Genomic DNA, 515 nt, shown 5'->3' on the forward strand with positions numbered 1-515 from the left:
AGTTGGGCGCGAACCTCCGGGCCACACTGCGCACCTCGCTCTCGGATGTCTCCAAGGCGATCTTCTGGGCGAGCATGACGTCTCCGATCGGCAGAGCGCCAATCGGCATGAAACAAAACCCCACCTATAGGCGACCTCTCTCGTCGATCTCGCACACGTTAACTGAGGTCCCGGCGTGGATCCTGTATCGAATTCCGCTGTCGCTCCCGACCACCTCGAAGCAGCCTTTCCTGGCGAACTGCTCACGCTGCGCCGGCGACAGCCATTGCCGCAAGACCCGCAGCGACCGGCCCTCCGGCGTGCCCTCGGCGCCGTGCCGGATGAAGAGCGCTCTCGCCGCTTTCATTCGGGAGCGGCCGCCCCGTGGGGTCGAAAGCCGAACATGACCGTCGCGGCTACCCGCCGACCAATCTGGGGAAGAAGACGGTTTACCTCGCAGTCGGGTCAAACGATCGGATTTGCGAGACCTGACCTGAACCCGTCCGGACCGCCGCAGTGAAGCCGGCATCGGTGAG

At 64.5% G+C, this 515-nt stretch carries 1 pseudogene; it reads right to left on the bottom strand.

Annotated elements, in window-relative coordinates:
* Nucleotides 1-346: pseudogene (locus IVA82_RS40205) on the bottom strand (hypothetical protein); the annotation flags it as partial.
* Nucleotides 347-515: the final 169 nt, after the last annotated feature.

This window comes from Bradyrhizobium sp. 142 (assembly GCF_023074015.1).
Lineage (GTDB): Bacteria > Pseudomonadota > Alphaproteobacteria > Rhizobiales > Xanthobacteraceae > Bradyrhizobium.